This is a genomic window from Pseudoalteromonas sp. S3178, assembly GCF_005886985.1.
Classification (GTDB): domain Bacteria; phylum Pseudomonadota; class Gammaproteobacteria; order Enterobacterales; family Alteromonadaceae; genus Pseudoalteromonas; species Pseudoalteromonas carrageenovora.
Genome location: NZ_PNCW01000510.1, coordinates 1 through 278, shown reverse-complemented (window position 1 = coordinate 278; position 278 = coordinate 1). Strand labels below are relative to the sequence as shown.

1 protein-coding gene is annotated in these 278 nt (G+C 46.0%); it reads left to right on the top strand.

The genetic code is table 11. The annotated features are described in order from the left end of the window. Positions 1-236, top strand: a 236-nt coding sequence (locus CWC11_RS21975) for a DUF819 family protein (protein ID WP_138684260.1), incomplete at its 5' end; no start/stop codon positions are given. Positions 237-278 lie beyond the last annotated feature (42 nt).

The window sequence follows — 278 nt, the reverse complement described above, 5'->3', positions numbered from 1 at the left end:
TGGCGGTACATATTGGGCTGCTATTCTTGGTGGCCAAAATTATTAAAGCACCTATTTTTTATGTCGCGGTGGGCAGTAAAGCAAACATCGGAGGTGCCGCGTCAGCACCGGTTGTTGCTTCGGCTTTCCACCCTGCACTCGCGCCAGTTGGTGTTTTACTGGCGGTACTAGGTTACGCACTTGGTACCTATATGGCTTGGTTATGCGGGCAATTACTACGCATAATTGGCAATTAAATTGGAATAAATATGAATACGCAATTAATCAACGTTGCCAAC